The organism is Methylorubrum sp. SL192, from assembly GCF_026672325.1.
In the GTDB taxonomy this organism is placed as follows: Bacteria; Pseudomonadota; Alphaproteobacteria; order Rhizobiales; family Beijerinckiaceae; genus Methylobacterium; species Methylobacterium extorquens.
The window spans coordinates 381,600-403,838 of the sequence record NZ_JAPPQV010000003.1; the positions used below are offsets into that span (position 1 = coordinate 381,600).

Below are 22,239 nucleotides of genomic sequence, written 5' to 3' on the forward strand. Positions count from 1 at the left end.
CGACACAGGCTACCGTTTCCCGTTCTGCGGGCATGTGGCCGGCAGCTTGCATTCGGTCGAGCGTATCCCTGGCACAAGTGCCCGGGCCACGGAGCGTGTGCGACCTGTGATGGTGTTCAATCTGAAGAAAAACGGCGCCGGTGCGGCGCTCGCCGGCCTGCTGCTGCTTGGGCTCAGTCCGGCTGCCCTGGCGCAGGGCGTTCTGCGCATCGGCATGACAGCGTCCGACATTCCCCTGACCACCGGCCAGACCGACAACGGCGGCGAGGGCATGCGGTTCATGGGCTACACGGTCTATGACGGGCTCATCAATTGGGATCTGACGAGCGCGGAACTCGCCTCAGACCTCACGCCCGGCCTCGCCACGAGCTGGACGGTGGACCCGAACGACCAGACCAAGTGGACCTTCAAGCTGCGCCCGGGCGTCACGTTCCACGACGGCTCGGACTTCACCGCCGATGCGGTGGTGTGGAACCTCGACAAGCTCTTGAAGAGCGATGCGCCCCATTACGACCCGCGCCAGTCCGCCCAGGGCAAGACCCGTATCCCGGCGGTGGCGAGCTACCGCGCGGTCGATCCGCTGACCGTCGAGATCACCACCAAGATCCCCGACGCGACGCTGCCCTACCAGATCGCCTGGATCATGATGTCCTCCCCCGCCCAGTGGGAGAAACTCGGCAAGTCCTGGGACGCCTTCGCCAAGCAGCCCTCGGGCACCGGCCCGTGGAAGCTGACGCTGTTCGCCCCCCGCGAGCGGGCCGAGATGGTCCCGAACCCGGCCTACTGGGACAAGAAGCGGATCCCGAAGCTCGATAAGCTGGTGCTGGTGCCGCTCCCGGAGGCCAATGCCCGGGTCGCGGCCCTGCGCGCCGGGCAGGTCGATTGGATCGAGGCCCCGGCGCCAGACGCCATCGCCTCGTTGAAGGGCGCGGGCTTCACCATCGTCACCAACGCCTACCCGCACAACTGGACGTGGCATCTCTCCCGGAGCGAGGGCTCGCCGTGGAACGACGTCCGCGTGCGCAAGGCAGTCAACCTCGCCATCGACCGCGAGGGCCTGAAAGAGCTGCTAGGCGGGATGGCGATCCCGGCCAAGGGCTTTTACCCGCCGAACCACCAGTGGTTCGGCCGCACCACCTTCGACGTGAAGTACGATCCCGAGGCGGCCAAGAAGCTGCTTGCCGAGGCCGGCTACGGCAAGGCGAAGCCGTTGAAGCTCAAGGTGGCAATCTCGGCCTCGGGCTCGGGCCAGATGCAGCCGCTGCCGATGAACGAGTTCGTGCAGCAGAACCTCGCCGATGTCGGCGTCCAGGTCGACTACGAGGTCGTCGAGTGGAACACGCTGATCAACGTCTGGCGCGCGGGCGCCAAGGCCGACATCTCCCGCGGCGTATCGGCGATCAATTATTCTTACTTCATCCAGGACCCGTTCACCGGCTTCATCCGCCACCTGCAGTGCAACCTCGCGCCGCCGAACGGCACCAACTGGGGCTATTACTGCGATCCTGAGATGGACCAGCTGTTCGACCAAGTGCGCACCACCTTCGACAGGGAGGCGCAGAACAAGGTCCTCCAGAAGGTCCACGAAAAGTTCGTCGACGACGCGCTGTTCGTGATGATCACCCACGACGTCAATCCGCGGGCGATGAGCCCGAAGGTGAAGGGCTTCGTCCAGGCGCAGAACTGGTTCCAGGACTTCTCGACCATCACCATCGCCACCGCCGGGCGGTGAGACGCTTGCATGCTCTCCTCCCCTTGTGGGGAGGAGGATGGACGAGGGGGGCGCAGGATCGAGCGCCGCGGTGCCGCCTGGGCCAACTGGGTCCCCCTATCCCTGTCCCCTCCCTCGAAGGGGAAGGGGAACGGTTGAGTCTGCGCGTGAGACGAGCAGGGTGATCAATGCTTCTCTACATCCTCAAACGCCTCGTCGCCGTCACCCCCGTAGCGTTCGGCGTGAGCGTCGTGTGCTTTCTCCTCGTCCACCTCGCCCCCGGCGATCCGCTGAGCGCGGTGCTGCCGGCTGACGCAACGCAGGCGACAATCGACGAGATGCGAGCCGCCTACGGCTTCGATAAGCCGCTGCCGGTGCAGTATTTCATCTGGCTGTGGCACGTGCTGCACGGCGATCTCGGCGTGTCGATCGCCACCGGCCGCCCGGTTGCGGCCGAGGTCGGGCGCGCGGTCGTCAACTCGCTGATCCTCGCCTCGGTGGCCACCCTGATCGGCTTCACCTTCGGGGTGCTGTTCGGCTTCGTCGCGGGCTACCGGCGCAACTCCGTCCTCGACCGGATGGCCTCGGCGCTGTCCGTCTTCGGCGTGAGCGTGCCACACTACTGGCTCGGCATGGTGTTCGTGATCGTGTTCTCGGCGAATCTCGGCTGGCTGCCGCCGACCGGCGCCGGGCCCGACGGCTCCGGCAACTGGCGGCCGGACTTCGACCACCTGCGCTACATCATCATGCCGGCGGTCACGATGTCGGTCATCCCGACCGGCATCATCGCCCGCACCGTCCGGGCGCTGGTGGCCGACATTCTGTCCCAGGACTTCGTCGAGGCCCTGCGCGCCAAGGGCCTCGACGAGCGCGGCGTGTTCCGCCACGTCGTGCGCAACGCCGCCCCGACCGCGCTCGCGGTGATGGGCCTGCAGCTCGGCTACCTGCTCGGCGGCTCGATCCTGATCGAGACCGTGTTCGCGTGGCCGGGCACTGGCTTCCTCCTCAACGCCGCGATCTTCCAGCGCGACCTGCCGCTGCTGCAGGGCTCGATCCTCGTGCTGGCCCTGTTCTTCGTCGCCCTCAACCTCATCGTCGACGTGATGCAGACCGCCCTCGACCCGCGCATCGAGCGCGGCTGACCCGGAGGTCCAAGAGATGAACGCTCCCGCCACAGCCGCCCCGACAGCCATTGCCCTCGACGGCACCGTGCTCGGCCCCGGGGACGCCGCGCCCGAGGCCGCCTTCATCCCCTCGCGCGGATTCTGGGGCCATGTCGGCCACCGCCTCGTCCGCGACCCCGTCGCGATGGCGGCGGGCGCCTTGATCCTCGCGATGATCGCGGTGGCGATCCTCGCGCCCTGGATCACGCCGATGGACCCCTACAAGGGCTCGATGCTGCGCCGCCTGAAGCCGGTCGGCGATGCGGTGTACTGGCTGGGCTCGGACGAGCTCGGCCGCGACATGATCAGCCGCCTGATGCTCGGCGCGCGGCTGTCGCTGTTCATGGGCGTAACGCCGGTGCTGATCGCCTTCGTGATCGGGTCCGCCATCGGGATTCTCGCCGGCTACGTCGGCGGCTGGACCAACACGATCCTGATGCGCACCATCGATGTCTTTTTCGCTTTTCCCTCCGTCCTCCTGGCGATCGCGCTCTCGGGGGCGCTCGGGGCCGGCATCTTCAATGCCATCGTCTCGCTGACCTGCGTGTTCGTGCCCCAGATCGCGCGGGTGGCTGAGAGTGTCACCACCGGCATCCGGCGGCGCGACTATATCGACGCGGCCAAGCTCTCCGGCGCCTCGGCGCTGACGATCATGCGGGTGCAGGTGCTCGGCAACGTCGTCGGGCCGATCTTCGTCTACGCCACCGGCCTGATCTCGGTCTCGATGATCCTGGCTTCGGGCCTCTCGTTCCTCGGCCTCGGGGTGCGCCCCCCGAGCCGGAATGGGGCCTGATGCTGAACACGCTCCGCACCGCGATCTACGTCAATCCGCTCGTCGCGGCCCTGCCGGGCGTGTGCATCTTCATCGTCTCCATCTCCTTCAACCTGTTCTCGGACGGCCTGCGCAACGCCATGGAGATCCGCCAGTGAGCGTCATCCCGGACGTCTCCGACCCGTTCGCCGCCGACCGCGGCGGCCCCGCCCAGCCGCTGCTGACGGTCTCGGGGCTCGTCAAGCACTTCCCCGTGCGCAAGGGCGCCGGCCCGAAGAAGACCGTGCGGGCGGTCGACGGCATCGACCTCACCGTCCTCAAGGGCGAGACGCTCGGCATCGTCGGCGAATCCGGCTGCGGCAAGTCGACGACCGCCAAGCTGATCATGGGCCTGATCGAGCGCGACACCGGGCAGATGCTCTACGACGGGCAGCCGGTGGGCGAGCGGGCGATGCCCTGGCGCAGCTACCGCCGCGCCGTCCAGATGGTGTTCCAGGATTCCTACGCCTCGCTCAACCCGCGCATGACCGTCGAGCAGTCGATCGCCTTCGGCCCGAAGGTGAACGGCGTGCCCGGCCGGCAGGCGGTGGACCGGGCCCGGGCGCTTCTCGACCGGGTCGGCCTGGAGCCGAAGCGCTTCGCCGGCCGCTACCCGCACGAGATCTCCGGCGGCCAGCGCCAGCGAGTCAACATCGCCCGGGCGCTCGCGCTGGAGCCGCGCCTCGTCCTCCTCGACGAGGCGGTCTCGGCGCTCGACAAGTCCGTGGAGGCCCAGGTGCTCAACCTGCTCCTCGACCTCAAACAGGAGTTCGGCCTGACCTACATCTTCATCAGCCACGACCTGAACGTCGTGCGCTTCATCTCCGACCGCGTGATGGTGATGTATCTCGGACGCGTCGCCGAGATCGGCCCGTCCGACACGGTGCTCGCCGCGCCCGCGCATCCCTACACGCAGGCGCTCCTCGCCTCGATGCCCTCCCTCGACCCCGACAACCGCACGGAGGAGGCGCTGCTCGCCGGCGATCCTCCGAACCCGATCGACCCGCCTTCCGGCTGCCGCTTCCATCCCCGCTGTGCGCTGGCCGCGGATGTCTGCTCCGGGACCGAGCCGGCGCTGGCCGCGGTGGCGCCGCTCCACCGGGTCGCCTGCCTCGCCCGGCAGGCCGGCTCCGGCCATCCGGCCGCCCCCGCGGGGGCACTCGCGGCATGAGTGCGTCCGCGACCACGACCGACCCGGCGGTCGAACTCTCCGGGCTACGCGTCGCCTTCGGCAAGACGCAGGTCGTCGACGGCGTTGACCTGCGGGTGGAGCGGGGTCAGGCGCTCGCCCTCCTCGGCGAGTCGGGCTCCGGCAAGAGCGTGACGCTGCGCGCGATCCTGCGCCTGTTCCCCGAGGGCCGCAGCCGGATCGAGGGCCGGATCTTCGCCGCCGGCCGCGACGTGCAGGCGCTCGACAAGCGGGCGCTCGCCGATTTCCGCGGCGGCGCCGTCTCGATGATCTTCCAGGAGCCGCTGCTCGCCTTCGACCCGGTCTACACGGTGGGCCGACAGATCACCGAGTCGATCCGGCGGCACGAGCGGGGTGTGACGCAAGCGGAGGCGCGGCGCCGGGCGCTCGCCCTGTTCGAGCGCGTGCGCATCCCGAGCCCCGAGCGGCGGCTCGACAACTACCCGCACGAGATGTCGGGGGGCATGCGCCAGCGGGCGATGATCGCGCTGGCGCTGGCCTGCCGCCCGCAGGTGCTGCTCGCCGATGAGCCGACGACGGCGCTCGACGCCACCGTGCAGATCCAGGTGCTGCTGCTGCTGCGCGAGTTGCAGCGCGACCTCGGCCTGTCGATCGTCATCGTCACCCACGATCTCGGCGCGGCGGTCGAGGCCGCCGACCGCATCGCCGTGATGTATGCAGGGAAAATCGTCGAAAACGGCACGGCCCATCAGGTGGTGCTCGACCCCCACCACCCCTACACGATTGGCCTGCTGCGCAGCCGCGCGGAGGGCGCGCTCGCCAAGGGCGCCCGCCTGGAGACGATTCCGGGCAGCCCGCCCGATCTCGCCAACCGGCCGCCCGGCTGCCCCTTCGCCCCGCGCTGCTTCCTCGCCGAGGAGCGCTGCCGCCGGGAGATGCCGCCGGTGAGCGAGATCGCCCCGGGACACCGGGTCGCCTGCTGGCGCACGGACGCGGCGGCCGCCGCCTACCGATCCGGGTCGACGCCGGTGCGGGTGCCGGAGCCGGCCTGAACGACTGCAGGACGTGGCCGACATCGCCGCCGGCCGCCCGGCACGCCTACGAGGACACGATGCAGAACCTTACGATCGATGCGGTCCGCCTCTGGAATACCCTGCACGAGACCGCGCAATTCGGCGCTTGCGAGGGCGGCGGTATCAACCGGCTGACGCTCACCGACGACGACAGGCGCGTGCGGGAGTGGTTTCGCGAAACCGTCGAAGCGCTGGGCTGCACGGTGATCGTTGATGACGTCGGCAACATGTTCGCGCGTCGGCCCGGCCGTCGCGACGATCTGCTCCCGATCGCCATCGGCAGCCACCTCGATACGCAGCCGACCGGCGGCAAGTTCGACGGCGTCCTCGGCGTCCTCGCCGGCATCGAGATCCTCAGGACCCTGCACGATACGGGCTACGTCACGAACGCGCCCTTGGAGATCGTGAACTGGACCAACGAAGAGGGTACGCGCTACGCGCCCGCCATGCTCTGCTCGGGCGTCTTCGCCGGGGTCTTTCCCCGCGAATTCGCGTGGTCGCGGACAGACCGGGACGGCCTCCGCTTCATCGACGAACTGGAGCGGATCGGGTTCATGGGGACGCAGGAGGCGGGCGCACGGCAGTTCGGCGCGATGTTCGAACTCCACATCGAGCAGGGGCCGATCCTCGAGGCCGAGGAGACGATGATTGGCGTCGTGACGGGCGTGCAGGGGGCGCGCTGGTACGATGTCCGCCTGAAGGGCAGCACCGGTCACACGGGGGCGACGCCGATGCGGCTGCGTCGCAACGCGCTGGTCGGTGCGTCCGAAGTCGTGCTGGCGGTGGATCGTGTGGCCCACGCGCATGGACCGGATGCCGTCGCCTCGGTCGGGTGCCTGGACGTCACGCCGAACTCGCGCAACGTCGTCCCGGGTGAGGTGTTCATCACCGTGGACCTGCGCCACCCCGATGACGGCGTCCTCGCCCGCATGGCTCAGGCCTTCGAAGCGGGCCTGGAGCGGGTGACCGAGGCGTACGGCCTCGAGACCGAACTGACGCCGATCTGGGATTCTCCGGCCGTTCAGTTCGCGCCGGACCTCATCGCCTGCGTCGAGGCCGGAGCCGAGCAGGCCGGCTTCAGCCATCGCCGCATCGTTTCCGGCGCGGGGCACGACGCCGCCTACATCGCCCGCGTGGCGCCGACCACGATGGTGTTCGTACCCTGCCTGGGAGGCATCAGCCACAACGTCGCGGAATCCACGACCCGTGAGGAGTGCGCGGCCGGCGCGCAAGTTCTGCTCAACGCCGTCATCGCCCACGACAACACTTTGTAGTAGGCCGCCGCGCCGAAAAGGGCGCCTCCGGTGGTCGTCCTCAGCGCGTCTCGCGCTTCCTCTCGCCGCAACCGACCGGAGCCTCGTTCCGGAGGCTGGGCCCTGTTCCTCGCATCCCCGAAGCCTATCGAGCCCACCCCTTGAGATACCGCGAGAACGGCGTTCCCCTGATCCCTCCGATCCTCGTCCGGCTTGGAGCGACTGTCTTCAACCGTGTCAGGCCGTTGATCTTCGCCATGCCGGTGTTCTTTGCTTGGACGCTGCTCACCGTCCTGTCCACGCCGGCGGTGATGCTGCCGAAGTATTAGGCGTCGCCGCGCCCGAAGATGCGCCGCTAGTCGTCAACGGTCACTTCGCGGCGATCACTCAGAACGACACAGCAGAAGGAAACGCCATGCCCGCAAGTATCAAAGGAAATTCGCCTAAAACCGAGGCATTCTGGATGCCTTTTACGGCAAACCGCCAATTCAAAGCTTCTCCGCGGATACTCGTCGCGGCCGATGGCATGTACTACACCTCTGATGACGGGCGCCCGGTGCTGGACGGCACGGCCGGTCTCTGGTGCGTCAATGCCGGGCACGGCCGCCGCCGGATCGTCGAAGCGGTCGAGCGGCAGCTGGCGACGCTCGATTTCGCTCCCACCTTTCAGATGGGGCATCCGGCCGCGTTCGACTTCGCCGAGCGACTGGCCGAGATCGCGCCGGGACCGGACGGGCAGCGTCTCGACCGAATCTTCTTCACCGGTTCGGGCTCGGAATCCGTCGACACCGCGCTCAAGATCGCACTCGCCTACCAGCGGGCGATCGGCCAGGGCACCCGCACGCGGCTGATCGGGCGCGAGCGCGGATATCACGGCGTCGGCTTCGGCGGCATCTCGGTCGGCGGCATCCTCAACAACCGCCGCGCATTCCCGACCCTGACCGGTACGGACCACCTTCGCCACACGCACGATTTGGCCCGAAACGCCTTCACGAAGGGCCAGCCCGAGCATGGGGCGGAGCTGGCCGACGACCTCGAGCGGCTCGTGGCGCTCCACGGCGACGAGACGATCGCGGCCTGCATCGTCGAGCCGGTGGCGGGCTCGACCGGCGTGCTGATCCCCCCGAAGGGCTATCTCGAGCGCCTTCGCGAGATCTGCACCCGCTATGGCATCCTGCTGATCTTCGACGAGGTGATCACCGGGTTTGGCCGGCTCGGCGCCCCGTTCGCGACCAATTTCTTCGGTGTCACGCCCGATCTCGTGACCACCGCCAAGGGCCTGACCAACGGCGTCATCCCGATGGGCGCGGTCTTCGCGAGCCGGCCGATCCACGACGCCCTGATGCAAGGCCCCGAGGGCCTGATCGAGCTGTTCCACGGCTATACCTATTCCGGTCACCCGGTGGCGTCGGCCGCGGGCATCGCGACGCTCTCGATCTATGCGGAAGAGGGGCTGCTGACCCGGGCTGCGTCCCTCTCAGACGATTGGGTTTCCGCCGTGCATGCGCTGCACGATGCGCGTCACGTGATCGACATCCGCACCATCGGTCTGATCGCGGGCATCGAGCTCAGTTCGCGGGACGGCGCCCCGGGCGCTCGGGCCTACGAGGTCTTCGTCGATTGCTTCGAGCGCGGCCTGCTCGTTCGTGTCACCGGCGACATCATCGCTCTCTCGCCGCCCCTCATCATCGATCGCGAGCAGATCAGCTCTGCCGTCGCCACGCTCGCCGACGCGCTCGACCGCGTCGCCTGACCTCCTGGGGCAGAAGCCTCCATGTCCACGATCGTCGCCTAGTACATTGGCGGAAAGCCCGTCCTCGGCCGCAGCGACCGGTCCTCGCCCAGCTTCGATCCGTCCACCCGTGAGCAGACGGCAACGGTAGCAGTCGCGACGGCCGCCAAGGTCCGTGGGGCGGTCGCAGTCGCCAGACAGGATTGATGAAGATGGGTGTTCCCCACTCCCTACGGGCTACCTCAAGGCAGTGCCTTAGAATGCCTAGCTCCCGACGTACCGTATCCCTTGAGACCACCTGAAGCCTGAGGTCCCTGTAGGAGGCCACCATGTCTAGTGTGACACGTGTGACAGCCGCCTGAGCCATAGGATGAGCCAGGAGGGTCTTGATACGTGATTGCTCTGACCGGCTGCTTCGCTTCCTTGGTGTGACCTGGGCTTCATAGCGCCTCGGGAGATCACCCAGGGTCAGGCTCTTAGCGGACTGACTGCCTCCCGCGAGATGGCCACGGTCGATGTTGTGTTTCTGCTCTCGGCCCCACAGGGCAGCCTCAGCCTTTGTAAGGAAGGACCGGGAGCGCGGGGGATATTCCTTACGCCTGCCCTGAACCTGCTAGGAGCTTCCACCCTTACGAACGGTCGCCATGAGTCGCGCCTTTGCTGTGACAGCGGCGTGTAAGACGGACCTTTTCATGGACTGAGGGCCAAACCCCATAAACCGAATCTGCCTCAAAAGACAGCAGGTTAACTTGGCGCGATACCCAGAACATACAGCGAACACTTAATTTATTGAAATACCGAGGCATATTCGGCCACAGATTCGAGGCCATAGGCGGATTTTGGTATCTCAGTCAGACCTCGAGCCGACGAGCGTGGTTGTCCGCCTCCACGAACGGCTGGAAAAATCGGCTCTGAGCGGCTCGTAACAGCCGTGATGATAGCGTTTGACGGTCACGTCCTCGATCGTGCGGTTCATCCGCTCGACCTGACCGTTATTCGGCCTGATGCCCTTCGGTACCGTCGTGTTCCGACGGGATCAGTTCGCTGACGGGGTGAGGCTATGTTCGACCTTCAGGGCGATCTCCAGGGTGTCGCCCGGCTGCAGCGCCTCGTCCTCATCGACTTGGCTGACTTTGGCTTGAGCGCCGTCTTTCCGATGAAGAACGATGGTCGGCTTGCCGCCGCTGCCACGAACGAGTTGCGAGCGCACGACACCGGTATAGAGCAGCTTCTCCCCGGTCGCCGCCAGTTTGGTGCGTGTCTGCGCCAGCTTGACTGACGCCTCCTGGAGCTCGCGCGTCAGGTCCGCGCGTTGCTGGTCGCCGAGCCGGACGATGCTGCGCTCCGCATCCAGCAGGTCCCGCTTCGACTTCTCGACCTCGACACCGATCTGAAGGGCGCGCGTCGCGGTGGTGAGGGAAAGGCGGCGCGTCTCCACGGCGCGGGTCAAGGGCACAACGCCGCGCTTGTTGAGGTCATTGATGCGCTCGATCTCATCGAAATCGAACTTCGCCGCCTCGCTTTCGCGGCGATACTGATCCTGGATCGCCGTGAGGCGCTCCCCGGCCAGCCTTTCGGTCTTTTGCAAGTGCGCGAGTTCCTTCTTGTAGTTTTCGGCTCGAATCTTGAACAGATCCTGTTCGTTCTGCCAGATCTGGTGCTCGACGCTTGCGGGAATCGGCGTGTTCTCGATCTTGCGCGGGTCGAGGGCGGCGGCTCCGGTGAGTTCCGCACGCAGCCGCGCGAGCGTGGCGAGGCCCTGGGCCAGTTCGACCCAGAGGCTTTCGTACTCGCTGCGCAGATCCGCGCTTTCGAGGATCGGGTTTTCCATGCGGAAGCGTTGGAGGTCGTAGCCGCCCGCGAGGGAGACCGCTTGGCGCACGCTCAAGCCCGGCGCGTAGCGCACCTCCCCCGGCTTGCTCACATCCCCGAGGATGTAGACGGGCCGGTAATCCGCGATCACCAAGGTGATCTCGTTGGGCCCGATCACCGTCTGCTGTTCGCCCCCGTTTGCGGTGCGCATGTTGAGTGAGGTCTTGGGCAGAGTCTCCCGGATCGCGGCGCGGATATCGGCCAGGGTCTCGCCGCGCGCCGGGATGTCGCCGACGAGCGGGATCGAGACCGTGCCATCGATGGTGACGGGCAGGCGCTGCCGGAGATCCGGGATGCCCGAGACGGAGAATTCGAGGACATCGCCGGACTGAAGCCTGTATTCTTCGGCCGCACGCAGGGGCGCAGCCACTACGCCTGTCAGAACGAGGATCGCCCAGGCCGACGCGCGAGGCACGAACCGGCCGCCGCGCCGACGCGTGGACGCCGCATTCCCGCTCCCGAACCTTCCAGAACGGACCATCATCGACATCTTGGCCTCTTCGAGTTCAACGCCCGGTTCTGGCAAGACGCGGTCAGACATCGTGCCGGATTGCCACGTCCGCCGTTACGATGCCGTGACCGAGGAGGCCTGCATCTGACGAGTACGGATGGCCTCGGCCATCATCGTGAGAAAGCCGGCCGACCAGCTGATATGCATGACGGCCGCCGCGAGCCCCATCGCGAGTATGGCGGGGTCCCGCATCCGCACGGCCGCGGCGACCGACCAACCGGCATACAGGGCGACGTAGGCTGCGAGCACCAGGAGGGCCAACGGTTCGACCGCGCCGATGGCGAGGCTCGTCACGGCCGAGGCCGTCATGAGCAGCGGTGCCAACTGCCGGAGCTTCGGCCGGGTCCGATGCCGGACGAGGTTCCGGGCCCGGCCCCGGCCGTAGTGATAGTATTGCCGCGCGAGGCTTCCGATCTCGGCTCGGGGGTAATAGGTGATCGTCGCTTCCGCGCACAGCCAGATCCGCCCGTTGGCCGCGGCCGCCCGGGCATCGAATTCCGCGTCCTCGTTATGCGTGAAGGTTTCGTCGTAGCCGTTCACCCCGAGGAAGAAGGCACGCCGGAAGGCCGCATGGTGCCCGTGATCGACGAAGCGCGAGGCGGTGTTTCGACGATGGGCCGAACCGCCATTCCCCAGAATACTATTTTGCGCGGCGGCTACCGCACGTTGGAAGGGCCGTAATCCGACCGTCCGCATCGAGACGACGACGGAGTCGGCCGCGTTCGCGCGCAGCGCCTCGACGCAGCGGGAGACGAAGTGAGGCGGATAATCCGCATGGGCATCCGCCCGCACCAGGATGGTGCCGGGTAAATCGGAGGCCGCCGCGAGATTCACGGCGGCGGATTGGATGCGTCGCGGATTCATTAGAAGGCGGACATTGGGATGGGCGGTGCCAATCCGGGCCGCGATCGCCTGGGTCGCGTCCGTGCTGCCCCCATCGACGATCACGATCGTCATCGGGCCGCGGTAATCCTGCCCGAGCAGGCCTGCGATGCAGGCCTCCAGATGCTTCTCCTCGTTCAGGACGGGTACGACGAGCAGGACACTCTCTTCGTCTATCACCGTGAAATCCCCCAGGTGAGATCGATGTGAGATCGATGCTGCTCCGACCCCACCGAGCGGAGCGAACGGCGTTCGGCGTTACCGGTCTCGCGGCCGCGCTCCATTCGGGGGCCGATCGTCCGAGTTTCGGCCGGCGACTCGAAAAGGTCGCTCATCGGCCGCTGCGCCCCACCTGATCGAGGCGCTCCATCATCCGCGTCTGCAACTGCGTGATCGTGCCGGGGGTGCTGGGCTGGCCAACCACACGAGCGAGCCCCGTCAGCGCCTCCGCCGTCCGTGCCGGCGACATATCGTAGAAGCGGTTCAGCAGCCCGCTGCGCTTCACCCAGGCCTTCACGCGGGCCTTCACGCGGGCCTTGGCTGTCACGGCTGGGCGAGCGGCCTGCTCCGTCCGCCCCCGCATGTCGCGCATGGCGATCGCGTCGGTGACGCTGACGGACGTCCCGATTGCCGCCATCGGCCGTCCATACCGCAGGAAGCCCGTCGCGCTCGGCGGCGGCACGATCGTGAATTCGAAGCCGCGTCCCAGGGAGCGCGTCCAGTCGAGCCACTTCGATGCCTGGAAATTGCCCGAGGTCGCGAAGGCGGCCCAGGGGACGCCGTAGGTATCGGCCAGGATCGCCCCGTGAAGCGATTCCGTGAGAACCATGCGGGCGCGGGCGATGCGCCCGATGACGGTTTCCGGACTGCCCCGGGGGTCGAGCAGCACGTAGCCGGCCAGCCGGGCCGCCTCCTCCCAGCCCGGATCATCGAGGGTTTGCCAATGCGGGATCAGCAGGATCTCGCCGGAATCCTGGTGCGCGGCCGGGAACCGCGACGAGACCAAGGGCGCGAGGATCGCGCCGTCGCACAGAGCCCGGTCCGCTTCGAGGCCCAGGAGCGCGGCGGTGATCGGCCCGCGCACGCACCAGTACGTCACGTCGCGGTCTGCCCAGCGGCCCAGCGGATCGTTGCCGGCCCCACTGGAGAACACGTTCAACCGTCGGTACGGCGCACACGGAAATCCGATGATGGTCCCGATTCCCACGAAGGCGACGGTCTCGCTCTCATCGAACAGGTCCGGCCGGAGAGCGGGCCAGAGCACACCGTTGAGATCGTCGCCGAAGTTGGGAACTCGGCCATGATAGTAGGTCAGCCGCACGTCAGAACCTTTTCTCGACCGGCACGCCGGGCATGTTCGTGTGCGGTCTGGTCTGCGCGCCGGCCGCATTGGCTGGCGGTCGGATCGAGGCCAGAAGCTCCGCCAGCGGATTCTCCTCTCTCGCTCCGGCCGCCGCGGACCTCAGACGGGCATGGCCGGCACCGGCGAGTTCGGCCCGGCGGACAGGCGCGGCGAGGAGTTCGGTGATCCGCTCCGCCATGGCTGCCGCCGTGTCGGCGACGCAGACGGCGGGCTGCAGGACTTCGGCAAGGCCGCTCCGTGCGGCGGAGGTCGCGACCACCACCTTGCCGCGTCGCAAGGCCTCCAGAATCGCCGAAGAATCGTCGGAGAGGATCTGGCGCGGAAACACCACGACGCCCGCCCCGGTAAGGACGTCCGCTCTCGGCTCGGCCCGGACGACGCCGGGGGGAAGAGGCGCCGTCACCCCTGCGAGTCCGCCACCGAGCCGAAGCACCGCGTTCGGGTGGGCCTCTCGCACGCGCGGCCAGACCGCGGCGAGGAACCAGTTCAACCCGGCAATCTCGGCCGCATTGCGCGCACCGGCGATCGACACATGCCCGTCCTCTCCCGGATCCGGCGCGGCCGCGACCGGGCTGCCACCAAGAGCGGCGGGCATCGCGAGAGATCGGGTTTCGACCGCCACCGCGCCGCGGCGATGAACGCGGACGCCGTTTGCGCTCGGTTCGAGCGTGAGACTGTCGGCGCCGAGCCTGTAGGGGAGGGAGGCCGCCACGAGCGATGGCTCGGCCAAGAGGACGTTGCGCGCAACGCGGCCGTGGCGGGCCAATTCAAGGCAGACTTCGCGCCCGATCCAGCGGGGATCCGGCTCGGTCGAGCCGAGAATCAGCGTCCGGACGCTGTAGCCGCAGTCCGCAAACAGGCGCACGAGATCCCGACGTCGCGTCGCCGCTCCCGATTCGCCTGGTCCGCTGCCCGAGCGCTGCAGCACGAGGAGGGAAGGCGTGCCCTGTCGCCGGCAGGCAAGCCGCCGGAGCCGCCGCTCGATCCAGGCCCGTAGCGGCATCCGGAGCAGAGGCAGCGCCCCGGGCGCGGCACGGACGGCATGGACGATCTGAGCCAGCGAGCGCTTCTTGAGACCATCGATCAGGTTCGCGAAGGCCGCCGCCCGCTCGAGCGAGGCCAGCACGGCCTCGTGAGCGGATACGATCTCCGGGCCGAGCGCCGCATGGGCCCGCAGCAGGTCTCGTTCCGCGTGGATCAGGCGCTGCGAATCGGCTTGGTTGAAGCGGTACGAGATCGAGCCGCTGTGCTTGCGATAACAGTACAGCAGCCACGGATAGAGACGGAAGCGGCGGCCGGCGGCCAGCAGCCGTACCAGCAGATTCGCGTCCTCGCCGATCCGGAGGGACTCGTCGTAGCGGAACGCGCCCAGGGCCTGACGCCGGAAGAGCGGCTTGCAATAGCCGAGGGCGCGACTCGGACCGTAGATCGCGTTCGAGCGGATGAAATCCGGCAACGCAACCCAATACGGCTCCGTTGTTGTCTCCGGCAACATGGTGTCGATCCGGATGCTGTCCTCATAGAAGGTCAGGAGGTCGTCCGCGACGATGTCCGCACCGTCCCGATCCGCCGCATCGAGCAGGATGCCGAGCCGCTCCGGATGGATGAGATCGTCGTTGTCGACGATCGCCAGCCATGCACCCCGCGCGGCCTCGATGCCGCGGTTGCGCGCGCCGGCCGGGCCGAGATTCGCGTCGAGCATGATCAACCGGACACGGTCGTCGCGCTGGCGATAGGACTCAACGATGGCCGGGCCGTCGTCGCCCGAGCAGTCGTCGACGACGATCAGTTCGAGGTCGCTAACGCTCTGAGCGAGCACGGACTCGATCGCGGCTGCGAGATAGCGGCCGCCCCGATAGTTCGACATGATGACGGAGACACGGGGACCGGACGTCCCCTCCGCAGGACGCTCCATCAGGAGACCCGCAGCCACGCGAACCCGGGGTGAGACGCCGTCATCCGCCGCCTACAGGGACTGAGGCGTATGGACGTTGTAGCGCGCCCCGGCCCCCTGGTTCCAGGGAAAGTAGCGGCCGAAGTTCGATCGCTTGGCAAAGTTACGGTTCGCATCGGCCCGATTCAGGATAGCGCCGAGGACGCGGGTGGCATCGAAGCGGTCGCGGGAGATGCACTCGGCAAGCTGCCGGCTGTTGGAGCGGTTGGATCCCACGACCATGAAGTAATGATCGACGAGTTCGTCGGTCGCCCGCACATCCAGGAAGTCGAGCATCGGCGGGTAGTCAATGACGATGACGTCGGCATTCATCTTCATGGAGTCGAGCAGGGCCTTGTTGTTCGGCGACCGCAGGATCTCCGTACTGTGCTCCGCCCGCTCACCGATCACCGAAGGCAGCAGGAACAGCGACGCCCCACGCGCCTTCAAGGTGACGAGAGCCGGCGCGCTCCCGTTCCGAACGGACTCGATCAGCCCGACTCCGGCATCCGGCGCTAGGGTGCGGGAGAGCGAGGGGTAGCGAAGGTCGTAATCGAGCAGGATGACGCGCTTGCCGGACATAGCGAGGTAGTGAGCGAGGTTCGAGGCGACGGTGGTCTTCCCCTCGCCGGAGATCGCCGACACCATGCCGATCACGCGGCAGCCGCCGTTCCGGTTCGGTGCCCGCTCCAGCAGCAGTTTGATCTCCTGCATCGCCTCGGCCGTCTCGGACAGCGGATGGACCACCGCTTCCAAGAGCAGGTCGCGGGAGGTCTCGCGGGGCCTCAGTCCGAACTCGTCGAGGAGACGCGGCAGCACGTTGCGGGCGGACCGGAAGGTTCGGACGGACGGGATCGTGGCGATGCAGGGAATGCCCGTCGCCTTCTCGATATCCGCCGCCGTCCGCACACTGTTGCGAAGCAGGTCGCGCAGGAAGGCGATCACGATGCCGCCGCCGATCCCGAGCAGGAGGGCCAGACCCAGGATCACCAGCCCCTTCGGCCACGCCTTGCGGAGCGGCGGATAGGCGGGCTCCACGATTCGGGCCTCGGAAATCGGGAACGACTGGTCTTGGACCGCCTGGGTGTATCGCTGGAGGAAGTTCTCGTAGAGCGCTCGATACGTCTGCGAGGAACTCTCGAGCGAGCGCAGCTCGACCCGCGAGCGGTTGTTGAGTCCTGCATCCGCCACAAGCTCGTCGAGGCGCTTCTTGATCGCCTGCTCACCCGTCAGGGCGACCTCGTACTCGCTCGCATAGCCCTCGGCGACTTGCCTCAGTTCACTCTGTAGCGAACGCTGGATCTCGGCCATCTCCGCGCGGGCGTTCGCGGCGGCGACGTGGTTCGAGCCGTATTTAGCCGAGATGTCCGCCTCGCGCTTCTTCGTGTCGAAGTATTGCTGGCGAAGTCGCACGATGACCTGATTCTGGGTCGACTCGATGACGGAGCCATCGACGATGTTCTTCTCGATGATCTCCTTGATCCGTTCGTAGCGGGCCTTCGCTTCGGCCGTCTTCGCCTGAGCCACACCGACGGCGGTGTTGAGGTCGCCGACCTGCCGCTCGCTCATGAGACCCTTGTCGGTGTCCACGATGTTGGTCTTGACCTTGTAGTCCTGAACCGCGCGGTCCGCCGCCGTCGCCTGGTCCCGCAGCTCCGCCAGCCGCGTCTCGAGCCAGGAGCGGCCGCGACGGGTCGTCTCGTATTTCGCTTCCAGAAGCCCGGTCAGGAAGCTGTCGGCGATCGCGTTCGCGTAGCGCGCCGATCGCACGGCCGAAGGCGTCCGGGCCGAGATCTGGATGATGTTGGTGATGCCGACGCGCTTGATCTGGACTTGGCTGAGCAGCTTCTCGGCGGCGGCGAGTTTCACCTCCTCCTGCGTCTGCGCGGGTGCGCCGCTGCTCCGGAACTGATCGGCGATGGGGCCAAGCAGCGACTGGATGAACCCTTTCTCACCCAGTTCGCGGTAGACGGAAGGTCCCAGACGTTCGATCGCTGCGAGCGCCGTCGTGCTCGATCTAAGGATTTCGACCTGGCTCTCGACGATCGAATTGAGCACCTGCGAGTCCGTCGCGGTGTTCTGCTGGCGAAACAGCTCGGCTTGGCGCAGGTCGATCAGGATTTCGGCCGCCGCATCGAACTTCGGCGTCGCGATGATGAGGTAGAAGACGGCGAGCCCGAGGCAGACCGCGACCGTCGCGGCGACGATGACCCGGGAACGCCGGAGGAAAGCCAGGGCCCCGGGCAGCCAAGCGAACGGCTCCGGCTGCTCGACGAGGTCGCCCCTCGCGGACGCTGTCGAGCTATTACTGAACTGAAGCATAGCTCGTTCCAATCACATCGAGCACAATGACGCACGAAAGAACACGCGCGGAACAGCGGGGTAAAAAGATCGACCGATGTAAGACAGGGGCCGAGATCTAGCTAGCGATTGTGAACAGCGCAACATCGCTCGAAATATTCTGAACGAACTTTTCCTTCAGCGCCTCCGTGAGCAGATCGGTCGGGCCTTTGCTGCCGTTCAGCCGCTGCTCGTTGATGGAGGCAAGAGCAGCCTCGATATCGACGTGATGCGCAGCTTCGATGATCCGATTCTCGATGTCATGCATATGCGAGAGTGAAGACACCGTTTCGGAGAGTGCCTTGATGACGCGCGCCGAAAGCATGCCGGACCTATTATTCTGCGTCTGGGTCACGCAGCGCAGGGCGATCACGAGCGTGTCGGCACCATACCGGCGCAGGCAGGCGCGCAGGGCCCCGACCGCCATGGTTTGCCCCGGCGGCTGACGGTCCGTGGCGATCGGATAGCGCAACAGGATCACGTCTGCCCGCTGGCACACCTCGGTGATCTCGATCGCCCACGCTTCGCGCGCGGCGAGGGCGGCCGCATAGAGGGCCATCGGTGTGATGGGGGTGGTGACGCCGTTAATCGCCTTGAAGGCGGCCGCCTGCTCGCCCTGCGCCGCGATGACCACTTGGCAGGGAACGCTCTCGAAGCCGCAGAGTGCCGCGGCCGTGGTTCGGTGCTGTCCATCGATGATGGCGAACATGCCGCCCTCGACCGGGGACACGACGACGGGCGCAAAGAACGTCCATCGGAAGTCGCGGGCGATGCGAGTCACGTTGATGCGGCCCCGACCAACAATGGGGCGCTGATACGACATATCGACCACAAGATCGGAGATCTTGATCCATTGAAGCATGGGGGCTGGCCCTATCAGAGGAGCCTTCGGTGCTTCGAAACCCTCGGTCGAAATCGAGCGCAAGTCTAACAATCTCCACCAATCTCTAGCCCTTAGTGGGTAGCCCGATAGTAGGGTGTCAAGTGGTCAAAAAATTCCGATCGCGTGTTTTAGTGAAAAGCTGCCCCGGCTACCAATCCCCAAGGGGCTAAATCTTGCCTCTGCTTGGCAAAGATAAATACTTTGACGCCACTGCTCTCGGGTGAGATTTGGGTCGAATTTTTTCGAATGAACAAGAAGAGGCGGAGCCGCTGTTCCGAAATTCTAGACAATATCCGCGTATTAGAAAGCTCTGTTGCGCTACGCAGCCTTAAACAAAACGGAGTTATGGGGTGCAGTAAAGCTACAGTCGTTCCTGCTTCATGGTTCAGCCATCAAAGAAGCGCGCCCGAAATTGCTCGCAACATTTTGTCGTTCATAAGCATGAGGGTAAGTAAGGTGGTGGCAAGCGCAATGCTGCGCCGATATTTAGTAGGACTTTATCTCATTTGCGATGAAAGTGTGTTTTCTTATAGCAATTATACCTCAAATTTGGTTCGGCGCGACTTTCGGCTACTCGATAAATATGCGATTGACCGCCCTTTATAAAATACTAGAATATAGACATATAGGACGGAGGGCTTTCGATACCTTACTCGCGCTCATGCCATAAAGGGCTAAATATATTTTTCATTTAAATTATGTAATTTAATAGTCTTCCTAGGCTATTCGATGAATGACTCGGAGAACTCAACTCTTCACAAAATTGTGCACAGAAAAACGCCTAAACTGTGCCGGTTGGAGAGCCAGGGATGGCTGATTTGTCTGATTTATATATCAAAAATAACCGGCTTTTATCGCAAATGCGTAGTATAGTGCAATTTCGGGCCGTTCTAGGCAGATCGTCTCACACCGACGCCGAAGTGATTCGACGCGATCGCTAGTCGGCTCCCTGCCCAACATTGCTTCTAGAGCTGCTTCCGACCGGGTTGCAGCGGACGGGCGTCTCCCGGTCTTTCCTTTGACGCGACGTCCTTCGACGAACCGGCGACCGCTTTATCGGAAGGCGCTCTAACGAATCGACCGCGTCACCCCGGGTCGCGTGTAGGCGGTGCAAGAGGTCGGTGCTGTCCCCGTCCGTATGAAGCTGGGAAATCGGCGTGCGATGAAGATCGTCGTCGGCCTTGGAGCCCTTTCGGCGCGCCGACCGCCCGTCGAACGCCCAATCAGCACCGCGCGGCGTCGCCTGCGCTGCCGCAACAGGCGGGCGATGCGACGCCGCGGACAGGCGGCACGGGGGAGTGCAGGACGTAAAGGCGCTGACACATCTGGTCCTGCCGGACGGCTTGATGTCGAACGGCCGATTGGCCGGATCGTTGGTTACCTGCTCCCGCCGATGCGGCGTCTAAAGTTTCTATAGCGCTCCAGAATCTTCAGATCATACGAACGCCGTTAGGCTGATATACTGAAATGAAAAGTTATATAAATTTCCATTGAGGCCATTGCAGAGTAATACTGCGCAGTTGGCCTAGTTGATGCTTGCGCTGCAGTGCGGCAATTGGTAGTACCAAGTTATTAACAGCCCGTTACAGGAAAATTGGATTTTCCAACTCGGAGAGTAGCGGCATGATATCTGATGCTGATCCCACTTCCATGTCTGTCACAATTGCAGAACCGAGGGATTCGAAGGCTCGGGCAATCCAAACCAATATTCTGACGAAGCTGCGGCCGATCGAACCCGGCATCAAGCGTGGGCTCGACATCTCCATTGCCGCTCTGGCGTTGCTGTTCTTGCTCCCTTTGATGCTGGTGATCGCCTTTCTCATCTGGCGCAGCGATCGCGGGGCTCCGATTTTTCACCATGTTCGGATCGGGCGGGACGCGCGGCTGTTCGGCTGCCTGAAATTTCGCTCGATGGTGATGGATAGCGAGCGGCTGCTTGCCGAGCATCTTGCTACGAATCCGGAGGCCGCCGCAGAGTGGGCCGCGACGCACAAGCTCAGGAAGGATCCTCGCATCACGCGCCTGGGTCATTTCTTGCGCAAGTCGAGCCTCGACGAACTGCCGCAGCTCTTCAACGTGCTTCGGGGTGAGATGAGCCTGGTCGGGCCGCGCCCGATCGTTCCTGGCGAAATCGCCCGTTATGGCACCGCCTTCGAGACCTGCTTCTCGGTCACACCGGGCGTGACGGGCCTCTGGCAGGTCTCCGGCCGTAGCAACTGCACCTATGCGGAGCGCGTCGCCCTGGATCTCGAATACGCCCGCAACTGGCATCTCGGTCGCGATCTTTCGATCTTGCTTCGCACGGTGCCGGCCGTGTTGGCGCAGCGCGGTAGTCGCTAGCCGAGACATCTCGCGCCCGGTCGCACCGATGCCGCCGGGCCCGATGCGCGCCGTATCCTCCGCCGTTCAGGGAAACCTGGACGGCGGAGGCATTATCGCCCGTTCGAAATAGCCTGCTGGTAGAGATCGTCCCAGAAGGCTGATGAACTCGGAATGTCGAACCGGGTCTCGATCTCCGCATATGCGGCCCGTCGCATCCGGCGGTAGCCATCGTCATCGGACAGGTGCCGCTCCACGGCTGTCAGGGCCTCCTCGGCCAAGCGCTCGATGTCATCACGGACGATCGCCTCATAGGCCACCGTGTGGCGGCCGGTATGGCCGCCATGGATCCATTCCCCCCAGGGGTTGGTCGGCAGATCGAGCATGATCCCGTTCACGCCGTCGTGGATGAACTCAGGCAGGGCGCCCTGACGGCTCGCGATGACGGGCGTTCCACAGGCCATCGATTCCAGGGCGCTGTACCCGAAGGTGTCGGAGAACGTCGTCAGCACGCTGAAATGCATCATCCCGAGCAGATCGAGAACCTCCCGATTGGGCAGGGTCGGGTGCAGCGTCACATTCGGCCTGTCGAGCAGGCGTCGATAGGGATCGAAGAAGGCGTCCCGCGTCGGATCGGTCCAAACCGCGGCCCCCATTTCGAGCCCGGACACGATATGCACCTCGACGGGAATGCCGCGCCGGGCTGCGAGTTCGGCGATGCGCACCGCCACGCAGCCCCCCTTGCGAGCAAAGTGATTGCCCACGAACGCGATGCGGATCGGGCTCGGGGGCGGCCCAACCTGAAAGGGCCGCGTGGCGATGCTCGGATGGCGGACGACCATCTTCGCCTTCAACGCCGGCCACCAGGGTCGGTGCTCGTGATCGCGTGTGATCAAGCCACTCGCGTATCGGGAGATCGGGATGATCGCCCGGCACCGCTGCGAGGCGAGGGAGCGCGCCATTCGCTTGTAGAGGGCCGACGTCTCGATTCCGAAGCCGCGCGGGATGTGCGACTCGCAGCCGATGACATAGGGCGTCCGGCCGAGCGGGATGCGGTTGAAGGCGTGGACGAGGTCGAAAGGCTTGAAGAGCACGGTTGGGAAGGCGGTGATTCCCTCGATCTTGGGGCTGATCTTGTTGGCGGGGATGAAGAAGGCGCGCGTGATGTCATGCCGCGACGCCCGCGGGCCCGTGAAGGTCCAGGGGTAGCGCTGGGGTGCGAGGATCTTGAGCCGTTTCATTT

The 22,239-nt window shown here is 65.6% G+C and carries 14 protein-coding genes and 2 pseudogenes; 8 read left to right on the plus strand and 8 right to left on the minus strand.

The genetic code is table 11. The features are described from left to right. Nucleotides 1–109: 109 nt before the first annotated feature. From OVA30_RS02660 to OVA30_RS02690, 7 genes and pseudogenes are all read left to right on the plus strand, one after another. Nucleotides 110–1,732, plus strand: coding sequence for an ABC transporter substrate-binding protein (locus OVA30_RS02660; RefSeq protein WP_268174518.1), 1,623 nt, complete (start codon nt 110–112; stop codon nt 1,730–1,732). Nucleotides 1,733–1,899: 167 nt separating this feature from the next. Continuing rightward, nucleotides 1,900–2,853, plus strand: coding sequence for an ABC transporter permease (locus OVA30_RS02665; RefSeq protein ID WP_012252912.1), 954 nt, complete (start codon nt 1,900–1,902; stop codon nt 2,851–2,853). A gap of 16 nt (nt 2,854–2,869) precedes the next feature. Further along, nucleotides 2,870–3,804 (plus strand): annotated as a pseudogene (locus tag OVA30_RS02670) (ABC transporter permease). Continuing rightward, nucleotides 3,801–4,856, plus strand: a complete 1,056-nt coding sequence (locus OVA30_RS02675; RefSeq protein WP_268174519.1) for an ABC transporter ATP-binding protein — start codon at nt 3,801–3,803, stop codon at nt 4,854–4,856. The pseudogene OVA30_RS02670 and the gene OVA30_RS02675 overlap by 4 nt, the downstream one beginning before the upstream one ends. Next, complete coding sequence (locus OVA30_RS02680; protein WP_015821893.1) at nt 4,853–5,887, plus strand: ABC transporter ATP-binding protein; 1,035 nt, start codon at nt 4,853–4,855, stop codon at nt 5,885–5,887. Before OVA30_RS02675 ends, OVA30_RS02680 begins: the two co-directional genes overlap by 4 nt. 59 nt (nt 5,888–5,946) lie before the next feature. Next, nucleotides 5,947–7,182, plus strand: coding sequence for a M20 family metallo-hydrolase (locus tag OVA30_RS02685; RefSeq protein WP_268174520.1), 1,236 nt, complete (start codon nt 5,947–5,949; stop codon nt 7,180–7,182). A gap of 394 nt (nt 7,183–7,576) precedes the next feature. Further along, nucleotides 7,577–8,914, plus strand: a complete 1,338-nt coding sequence (locus OVA30_RS02690; protein ID WP_268177447.1) for an aspartate aminotransferase family protein — start codon at nt 7,577–7,579, stop codon at nt 8,912–8,914. Between the two features lie 836 nt (nt 8,915–9,750). Here the strand turns inward: OVA30_RS02690 and OVA30_RS02695 are convergent. From OVA30_RS02695 to OVA30_RS02725, 7 genes and pseudogenes are all read right to left on the minus strand, one after another. Beyond that, nucleotides 9,751–9,887: pseudogene (locus OVA30_RS02695) on the minus strand (IS481 family transposase); the annotation flags it as partial. 42 nt (nt 9,888–9,929) lie between these two features. Beyond that, the gene (locus tag OVA30_RS02700) at nt 9,930–11,180 is read right to left on the minus strand and encodes a polysaccharide biosynthesis/export family protein (RefSeq protein WP_268174521.1); all 1,251 of its coding nucleotides are present in this window, start codon (nt 11,178–11,180) and stop codon (nt 9,930–9,932) included. A 150-nt stretch (nt 11,181–11,330) separates the two neighbouring features. Continuing rightward, nucleotides 11,331–12,338 (minus strand): glycosyltransferase family 2 protein, encoded by a 1,008-nt coding sequence (locus OVA30_RS02705; RefSeq protein WP_268174522.1) that lies wholly within the window; start codon nt 12,336–12,338, stop codon nt 11,331–11,333. 151 nt (nt 12,339–12,489) lie between these two features. After that, nucleotides 12,490–13,479: a polysaccharide pyruvyl transferase family protein gene (locus OVA30_RS02710; RefSeq protein WP_268174523.1), complete on the minus strand. Its 990-nt coding sequence runs from the start codon at nt 13,477–13,479 to the stop codon at nt 12,490–12,492. A 1-nt stretch (nt 13,480) separates the two neighbouring features. Beyond that, nucleotides 13,481–15,454 (minus strand): glycosyltransferase, encoded by a 1,974-nt coding sequence (locus OVA30_RS02715; protein ID WP_268174524.1) that lies wholly within the window; start codon nt 15,452–15,454, stop codon nt 13,481–13,483. Between the two features lie 33 nt (nt 15,455–15,487). After that, complete coding sequence (locus tag OVA30_RS02720; RefSeq protein WP_268174525.1) at nt 15,488–17,776, minus strand: AAA family ATPase; 2,289 nt, start codon at nt 17,774–17,776, stop codon at nt 15,488–15,490. 97 nt (nt 17,777–17,873) lie between these two features. Continuing rightward, nucleotides 17,874–18,656, minus strand: coding sequence for a ParB N-terminal domain-containing protein (locus OVA30_RS02725; RefSeq protein WP_268174526.1), 783 nt, complete (start codon nt 18,654–18,656; stop codon nt 17,874–17,876). A gap of 1,671 nt (nt 18,657–20,327) precedes the next feature. Here OVA30_RS02725 and OVA30_RS02730 point away from each other — a divergent pair. Further along, nucleotides 20,328–21,017 (plus strand): sugar transferase, encoded by a 690-nt coding sequence (locus OVA30_RS02730; protein ID WP_268174527.1) that lies wholly within the window; start codon nt 20,328–20,330, stop codon nt 21,015–21,017. A gap of 92 nt (nt 21,018–21,109) precedes the next feature. Here OVA30_RS02730 and OVA30_RS02735 read toward each other — a convergent pair whose 3' ends face one another. Next, nucleotides 21,110–22,237 carry a glycosyltransferase family 4 protein gene (locus OVA30_RS02735; protein WP_268174528.1) on the minus strand — a complete coding sequence of 376 codons (1,128 nt, stop codon included), beginning with the start codon at nt 22,235–22,237 and terminating at the stop codon, nt 21,110–21,112. Nucleotides 22,238–22,239 lie beyond the last annotated feature (2 nt).